Here is a 7,371-nt window from a genome sequence, read left to right on the forward strand (position 1 = left end):
TCGGAACAGGTTCAGAAGGGCAGGACGTTGAGGAAGACACGCTGCAGCCAGCCCATGGTCTGCGCTTCGTCGATGTAACCCTTGGCGCTGTACTCGATGCGCGCGTCGGCCACCTGGCTGGAAGGCACGGCGTTGTTGGCGCCCACGGTGCGCGGGTTGACCACGCCCGAGAAGCGTATGTATTCCGTGCCCTGGTTGATCAGCATCTGCTTTTCGCCGCTGACCAGCAGGTTGCCGTTGGCCAGCACCTCCACCACGGTGACCGTGATCACGCCGTTGAAGGTGTTCCTGGAATTGGCGCCGCCCTTGGCGCTCATGACGTTCTTGCCGCTCGCGTCGGCATTCTGGTCGCTCGATATCAGGCCGCTGATCAGCTTGGGGACCACGCCCAGGATGGACGTCGCGCTGCTCGTGCGGCTGGCGTCGGCGGCGGAGTTCTTGCTGGCATTGATGTTCTCGCTGACCACGATGGTCAGGATGTCGCCGACGTAGCGCGGGCGCCGGTCTTCAAACAAGGCTTGCGTGCCGAAACCGGTGCGGTAGATGGAGCCGTTGGCGGGCCCGGCCTGGCGCGGCTGCGCCTCGGCGCGCGCCGTCATGGGTTGCTGCACGATGGGCTCGCGCGGCATCTGGGCGCAGCCGCCCAGCAGCAGCCCGACGGCGGCCGCCATCCAGCCGCAGGCGCGGCCGATGTGCGCTATCGGGCCGGCCATCACAGTTGCGCCAGGCGCGCGAGCATCTGGTCGGAGGTCTGCACCGCTTTGCTGTTGATCTCGTAGGCGCGCTGGGTCTGGATCATGTTGACCAGCTCTTCCACCACGTTCACGTTCGACGATTCGACGTAGCCCTGGTTCAGCACGCCGGCGCCGTTCTGGCCGGGCGCGGTCTGGTTGGCGCCGCCCGAGGCGTCGGTTTCGACATAGAGGTTCTCGCCCTTGCTTTCCAGGCCCGCGGGGTTCATGAAGGTCGCCAGCTGGATCTGGCCGATCTGCACGTTGGCGCTGCTGCCGCCCTGCGTGATCGACACCGTGCCGTCCCTGCCTATGGTCATGCCGGTGGTGTCCTGCGGCAGCGTGATGGCCGGCTGCAGCGGGTAGCCGTTGGCGGTCACGAGCTGGCCGTTCTGGTCGGGCTGGAAAGAGCCGTCGCGCGTGTAGGCATTGGTGCCGTCCGGCATCAGCACCTGGAAGAAGCCGCCGCCGTTGATGGAGACGTCGCGCGGGTTGTCGGTCTTGGTCGGGTTGCCCTGGGTGTGGATGCGCTCGGTCGCCACCACGCGCGCGCCGGTGCCGATCTGCAGGCCGGACGGCATGCGCGTCTGGTCCGAAGTCTGGCCGCCGCTCTGGCGCAGGTTCTGGTACAGCAGGTCCTCAAACACCGCACGGCTGCGCTTGAAACCCGTGGTGCCCACGTTGGCCAGGTTGTTGGACACGACATCGAGCTGGGTCTGCTGCGCATCCAGGCCGGTCTTGGCGATCCAGAGGGAACGAATCATGGGAAAACTCCTGCGGAGGTAAAGAGGTGGTGAAGGGTGGGAGGGCGAATGCCGGGTCAGCTGTTGCCCAGCAGCTTGTTGGCCTGCTGGTCGTTGCCCTCGGCGGTCTGCAGCGTCTTCATCTGCATCTCGAAGCGCCGCGCGTTGGAAATCATCTGCACCATGGCTTCGACCGGGTTGACGTTGCTGCCCTCGAGCGCGCCGGTCTGCAGGCGCACGTCCGGGTCGGCCTGCGGCGCGGGCCGGCCCGGCTGCATGCGGAACAGGCCGTCGTCGCCGCGCACCAGGTCGGCCACGGCCGGGTTGACCAGCTTCAGGCGGCCGACTTCGGCGGCGCCCACGGCCGGGTCGCCCGCGCCTATGGCCGTGAGCACACCGTCGCCGCCCACCACGAGTGAGGAGCCGGGCGGCACCACCAGCGGGCCGGCATCACCCATCAGCGGACGCCCGCCCTGGGTGCTGACCTGGCCTTCGGCGCCGACCTGCAGGTTGCCCAGGCGCGTGTAGGCTTCGCTGCCGTCGGGCAGTTGCACCGTGAGCCAGCCGTCGCCGCGCACCGCGACGTCCAGCGGGCGGCCGGTCTGCATCAGCGGGCCGGCGCTCATGTCGGCGCCGGGCGTGGTCGCCACCACCATGGAGCGGGTGCCCATCTCTTCGCCGACGACCGGTACCGCGCGAAAGCTGTTGATCTGCGCGCGAAAGCCGGGCGTGGAGGCGTTGGCCATGTTGTGCGCCACCGAGGCCTGCTGCTCCAGCGCCTGCTTGGCGCCGGCCAGGCCGATGTAAATCATCCGGTCCATGCTGTTCCCTGTTGTCTAAACACTGTGCGCCGGCCCGGGGGCCTCAGCGCATGTTCACCAGGGTCTGCATGACCTGGTCCTGCGTCTTCACCGTCTGCGCGTTGGCCTGGTAGGTGCGCTGGGCGATGATCAGGTTCACGAGCTCGGCGGTCAGGTCGACGTTGGAGGCCTCGACCGCACCGGACGCCAGCGCGCCCAGCTTGGTGCCGCTGCCCGGCGAGCCGGTCAGGGGCTGGCCCGACTCGGCGGTCTCGGCCCAGACGTTGTCGCCCTTGGGCTGCAGGCCGTTGGGGTTGACGAAGGACGAGAGCACGACCTGGCCCAGGGTCTGGGTCTGCTCGTTGGAATACTTGCCGGTGATGGTGCCGTCTTCATTGATCGCGAAGGCCGTCAGCTGGCCGGAGGTGAAGCCGTCCTGCGTGAGTTTTTTCGGGTCGTTGACGTTGCCGAACTGGGTCGACTTGGTCAGGTCCATGGTGAAGCTCATCGCGTTCGAGCCGTTGGCGAAATTGAGGCCGGCGAAATTGATCTTGCCGCCCACCAGCGTCGTCGGCGCGCCGGCGACCAGATTGCCGTTGCCGTCGAAGCTCAGGGTGCCGGTGGCCAGCGGCGCGCTGTTGGCGACCACGGGCGGGCCGGCCGGCGTGGGCGCGGCGAGCATGGCGCCCGCCGCGTTGAGCGGGTAGCCGTCGGCCGTGGCATAGACGCTCCAGGCGTTAGGGCCGGTCTTCACGAAGAAGGTGGCGACCTCATGCGAATTGCCCAGCGAGTCGTAGACCTTGACCGGGTTGGAATAGCTGTAGGTGGCCGAGTTGTTGGCGTCAAAAGGCGTGGCGGTGGGGACGGCGCTGCGCGAATCGAGGTTGTACTGCGACACGATGCTTTGTGTGGCCTTGGGTGCCATGGCCGCGGTGGGCAGTTGCAGCGGGCCCGGGGTTCCGCCGGCCACCGTGCCGTTGGCCGAGAGCTGGTAGCCGGTCAGGCGCAGGCCGCCGGCGTTGACGATGAAACCGTCGGCGTCCTGGTCGAACTGGCCGTTGCGCGAATACATGATCTCCCCGCTGGGGCTGGCCATGCGGAAGAAGCCGTCACCGTTGACGATGGCCACGTCCAGCCCGCGCGTGCTGCTCTGCACCGCGCCGGCGCTGAAGTTCTGCACCACGGCCGCAACCCGCGTGCCCAGGCCGACGCGGGAGCCCGCATAGACATCGGAGAACAGCGTGTTGCCCGACTTGAAGCCCACGGTGCCGGAGTTGGCGATGTTGTTGCCGATGACGTCGAGATTGCTGGCGGAGGCGTTCAGGCCACTCACCCCTTGTGCGAAACCCATGGTGTTTCCTTTTGATTCAGTTGATTGCTTGCTGGCGGTTGAAGGGAGAAGTCAAAGGGGCGGCTGCGCCCGGATCGAATACTGAAAACCTGAAAAGAGTCAGAGCACCTGCCGGACTTCATCCAGCCCGGCCTTGCGGCCCGCGCCCAAATCGAGCGAAGCGCCACCGTAGACCTGCGCGACGCTCGCCACCTTGGCGTAGGTCAGCGCCAGGGACAACACGTCCTCCTTGCCGGCCTTGGCCGTCACGCTGAGGGTGTAGGCGCCGTCGGGCGCGGCGGTGCCGGTGTCGGTCTTGCCGTCCCAGTCGACCATCTTCACGCCGGGCGGCAGCGCGCCCAGGTCGAAAGTGCGCACGGTCTCGCCGGCGGCGTTCTTCACGCTGACCTTCACCGAGTCGGCGGCGCCTGCCAGGTCGATGCCGAATTTCTCTGGCGCGCCGTCTTTGAGCGTCACGTCCTTGCCCGGCACCAGCACGGTGCGGCCAATCAGCGCGGCCGACTGCAGCACCTGGCTGGAGCCGCTCTGGGCCAGCAGCGACTGCACCGCGCCATTGAGTTTTTCAATGCCGCTCACGGTGCTCATCTGCGCCAGCTGCGAGGTCAGCTGGGCGTTGTCCAGCGGGTTCAGCGGGTCCTGGTTGTTCAGCTGCGTGACCAGCAGCTTGAGGAAGCGCTGCTCGCTGTCTGCGGCGGAGCCCTGCTGGGACACCATGGAACCCAGCGCGCTGGCGGCGTCGGATGCGGCGGGGGCGTTCACGGCCATCAATCTTCTCCTGTGTGTGGAATAAGGGGCGCGGCGCTCACTGGCCGACCGTCAGGGTTTTGAGCATCAGCGTCTTGGCGGTGTTGAGCACCTCGACGTTGGCCTGGTAGGAACGCGAGGCCGAGATCATGTTGACCATCTCCTCCACCGGGTTCACATTGGGCATGGAGACATAACCTTCCGCATTGGCCGCCGGGTTCTTCGGGTCGTGCACCAAACGAAAGGGAGATTGGTCTTCGATCACGCGAGAGACCCGCACGCCGCCGATTGCATCGCCCGGCACGGGCGCGGTCTCAAACACCACCTGGCGCGCGCGGTAGGGCTGGCCATCGGGGCCGGCGACGCTGTCGGCATTGGCCATGTTGCTGGCCGCCACGTTCATGCGCTGGGACTGCGCCGTCATGGCGGAACCGGCGATCGCGAAGATGCCGCTGGAGCTGTTGAAATCCGCCATGGCTTAAACCTGTTCTTGTTGATGTGTGTTGACGAGGAGTGGTTTACTGGGCCGCCGCCAGCAGCGACTTGATCTTGGCGCCCAGCAGTGTGAGGTTGGCTTCGTAGCGCATGGCGTTGTCGGCGAAGTTGACACGCTCCATGTCCATCTCCACCGTGTTGCCGTCGATGCTGGACTGCGCGGGCGTGCGGTACAGCAACTCGCCCTCGCCGGCCGCATGCGCCTCGCCGGCCAGGTGGCGCGCCGAGGTGGTAGCCATCGTCATCGACATGGACTGGCGGCCGCGCTCCACCGCCTCCGTGAGGCGGCTGCTGAAGTCGAAGTCGCGCGCCTTGTAGTTGGGCGTGTCCGCATTCGCGATGTTGGCCGACAGCACTTCCTGCCGCCGCGCCCTGAGGCTCAGCGCCTCCTGGTGAAAGCGCAGTGCCGAATCCAGTTTGTCGAGCATGTTTTTCTCCGTCATTTCAGCCGTGGCGCACGGGCGCCACCGCCGTTGATGTCCAAAAATAATTGTAGGAATGGCCTGTTTTCGCAATCTGCGGAACAGACGGCGTTTCGGCATCCAATTCAGGCCTTCCGGGTGCCGCAGAGCCATGCATTCCAAGTTACGCATTGCACTACTGAGAGACGGTTTTCAATCGCATGAACAACAGCCCGATTGCCTCGCACTTCAAGCCTTGCGCAGCGCTGCCGATTCCTAGAATCAAGGCCTATACCCGTTTTCAATCTGCGTAAACCTGCGAAATCTGTGGATGAATTCATATCCGCAGATTTCGCAGGTTTACGCAGATGAAGACATCTAAGCGACGCACGGCTTGTGTCAAAAAAGCCTGTCTATTGAAAGATTCCCTCAAGATGTTCGCGTTCGGAGCCCTGCTCTCACGATTCGTACCCAGCGTGGTGCTGGTGATGGCAAGCGTGGCCGCCTTGAGCCCACCGGCGCAAGCCGCGGGCCCGCACCCCGCGCCGCTGGCCGGCGACGCGCGCCCCGTGATCGAGCAGTTTTTGCAAAACCAGGCCGCGGGCCTGCCCGGCCGGGTGGTGATCACGATCGACACACCGATGTCGGGCGCGCTGCCGCCCTGCGATGCGCTCGAACCCTTTCTGCCCGGCGGCGCACGCCTCTGGGGCCGCGTGTCGGTCGGCGTGCGCTGCAACGCGGGCCAGCCCTGGACGCGTTATGTGCCGGCGTACGTCGCCGTGCACGGCAACTATTACGTCGCGGCCAGGCCCCTCAGCGCGGGGCAAGTGCTCACGCCGGCCGATGCCGCCGTCCGCGAAGGCGACCTCACGGCCCTGCCGCGCGGCGTGGTCGTGGACGCCGCCCAGTTCGACGGCGTCACGGCCCTGAACAGCATTGCCTCGGGCGCGCCGCTGCGGCGCGAATCGCTGCGCGCCGCCATCGCGGTGCAGCAGGGCCAGAACGTGCGCCTGCGCGCGCGCGGCGCCGGTTTTACCGTCAGCACCGAAGGCAAGGCCATGGCCAGCGCGGCGGCCGGGGCCCTGGTCCAGGTCAGGACGGCCGGCGGCCAGCTGCTCAGCGGCATCGCCCTGGCCGACGGCACGGTGGAGCGGGTTCGCTGAATTCCCGATTTTTTTTCAAATGACCCCTAAAGTTTTCATCCGGGCGGCCGTTAGATCGGTCAGATCCCCCTGAGGAATACCCCATGAACATCCAGAAAACCTTCACATTCCTCAAGAATGTGGCCGACAGCGTCGCTCCCACCGCCCCCCGCGAAGGCCGGCCCACGTCGGAAACCCAGGCTTCTGCCAGCCTGGCACGCCCGGCCGCGCCGGCGCCGCAGCTGTCCACCCACTCGGACTTCGACGCCGCCCGCGTGGCGCGGATCCGCGAAGAAATCAGCGCCGGCCGCTACCAGGTCAACACCGGAAAAATCGCCGACGGCCTGCTGGCCACCGTGCGCGACCTGCTGGGCGAAGAGAAAAAATGAGCGGCGCGCTGCTCAACCTGCTGCACCGGGAGCATGCCGCGACAGGCCTGTTCCTGGAGCTGCTGGTCCAGGAAGCCCAGGCCATGACCGAAGGCGCTTTCGCCGAACTGCCCGGGCTGGCCGAACGCAAATCCCACCTCGCCGACCAGATCACCCTGATAGGCCGTCGGCGCGAGGCGCAGCAGCTGGCCCTGGGTTACGGCCCCGGGCGCAGCGGCGCCGATGCCGCGGCGGCCGCCGGCGATGCCGCGCTCAAAAGCGCCTGGCAGCAGGTGCTGGCACGCGCGGCCGAGGCCCATGCGCTCAATCACCGCAACGGCGTGATGGTCCACACGCACCTGGACTTCACGCGCCAGACCCTGAACTTCCTCAAGGCCGGCGGCCAGCCGCTGTATGGGCCGGATGGGACGCACCAGTCGGGTGGTGGTGGCAACCGGCTCGCGGTTGGCTGAGGCCCTCCCGCTCCCTCCCCCGCTAGCTTAGGGCAGGGGAAGGGGTAAGCCCTCGCTCCGGCTTGCGCGCTTCCCGTGCCCTTTGCCCTTTGCTTAGACCTGCTGGCCGGGGGTAGCCCGGCA

At 66.8% G+C, this 7,371-nt stretch carries 10 protein-coding genes; 3 read left to right on the top strand and 7 right to left on the bottom strand.

The features are described 5' to 3' along the window. Positions 1 to 11: 11 nt before the first annotated feature. From ACSQ27_RS22050 to flgB, 7 genes are all read right to left on the bottom strand, one after another. Complete coding sequence (locus ACSQ27_RS22050; RefSeq protein WP_436157630.1) at positions 12 to 713, bottom strand: flagellar basal body L-ring protein FlgH; 702 nt, start codon at positions 711 to 713, stop codon at positions 12 to 14. Further along, positions 713 to 1,495 carry a flagellar basal-body rod protein FlgG gene (gene flgG, locus ACSQ27_RS22055; protein WP_436157631.1) on the bottom strand — a complete coding sequence of 261 codons (783 nt, stop codon included), beginning with the start codon at positions 1,493 to 1,495 and terminating at the stop codon, positions 713 to 715. The genes ACSQ27_RS22050 and flgG overlap by 1 nt, the downstream gene beginning before the upstream one ends. Positions 1,496 to 1,551: 56 nt before the next feature. Next, positions 1,552 to 2,295: a flagellar basal body rod protein FlgF gene (locus ACSQ27_RS22060; RefSeq protein ID WP_436157632.1), complete on the bottom strand. Its 744-nt coding sequence runs from the start codon at positions 2,293 to 2,295 to the stop codon at positions 1,552 to 1,554. Positions 2,296 to 2,338: 43 nt separating this feature from the next. Next, positions 2,339 to 3,625: a flagellar hook protein FlgE gene (gene flgE / locus ACSQ27_RS22065; RefSeq protein ID WP_436157633.1), complete on the bottom strand. Its 1,287-nt coding sequence runs from the start codon at positions 3,623 to 3,625 to the stop codon at positions 2,339 to 2,341. Between the two features lie 99 nt (positions 3,626 to 3,724). Continuing rightward, positions 3,725 to 4,390: a flagellar hook assembly protein FlgD gene (locus tag ACSQ27_RS22070; RefSeq protein ID WP_436157634.1), complete on the bottom strand. Its 666-nt coding sequence runs from the start codon at positions 4,388 to 4,390 to the stop codon at positions 3,725 to 3,727. 37 nt (positions 4,391 to 4,427) lie between these two features. After that, a complete protein-coding gene (gene flgC / locus ACSQ27_RS22075) occupies positions 4,428 to 4,844 on the bottom strand; it encodes a flagellar basal body rod protein FlgC (protein WP_436157635.1) in 417 nt (138 codons plus the stop codon). A 43-nt stretch (positions 4,845 to 4,887) separates the two neighbouring features. Then, positions 4,888 to 5,292, bottom strand: coding sequence for a flagellar basal body rod protein FlgB (gene flgB, locus ACSQ27_RS22080; protein ID WP_436157636.1), 405 nt, complete (start codon positions 5,290 to 5,292; stop codon positions 4,888 to 4,890). A gap of 407 nt (positions 5,293 to 5,699) precedes the next feature. Here flgB and flgA point away from each other — a divergent pair, with 407 nt between their 5' ends. The 3 genes from flgA (at position 5,700) to ACSQ27_RS22095 (ending at position 7,248) form a co-directional block, all read left to right on the top strand. Next, positions 5,700 to 6,428: a flagellar basal body P-ring formation chaperone FlgA gene (flgA, locus tag ACSQ27_RS22085; RefSeq protein WP_436157637.1), complete on the top strand. Its 729-nt coding sequence runs from the start codon at positions 5,700 to 5,702 to the stop codon at positions 6,426 to 6,428. Positions 6,429 to 6,511: 83 nt separating this feature from the next. After that, the gene (flgM, locus tag ACSQ27_RS22090) at positions 6,512 to 6,796 is read left to right on the top strand and encodes a flagellar biosynthesis anti-sigma factor FlgM (RefSeq protein ID WP_436157638.1); all 285 of its coding nucleotides are present in this window, start codon (positions 6,512 to 6,514) and stop codon (positions 6,794 to 6,796) included. Beyond that, a complete protein-coding gene (locus ACSQ27_RS22095) occupies positions 6,793 to 7,248 on the top strand; it encodes a flagella synthesis protein FlgN (protein ID WP_436157639.1) in 456 nt (151 codons plus the stop codon). Before flgM ends, ACSQ27_RS22095 begins: the two co-directional genes overlap by 4 nt. The last annotated feature ends 123 nt before the right edge of the window (positions 7,249 to 7,371 follow it).

This window comes from Polaromonas sp. LjRoot131, assembly GCF_964252805.1.
GTDB lineage: Bacteria > Pseudomonadota > Gammaproteobacteria > Burkholderiales > Burkholderiaceae_C > Polaromonas.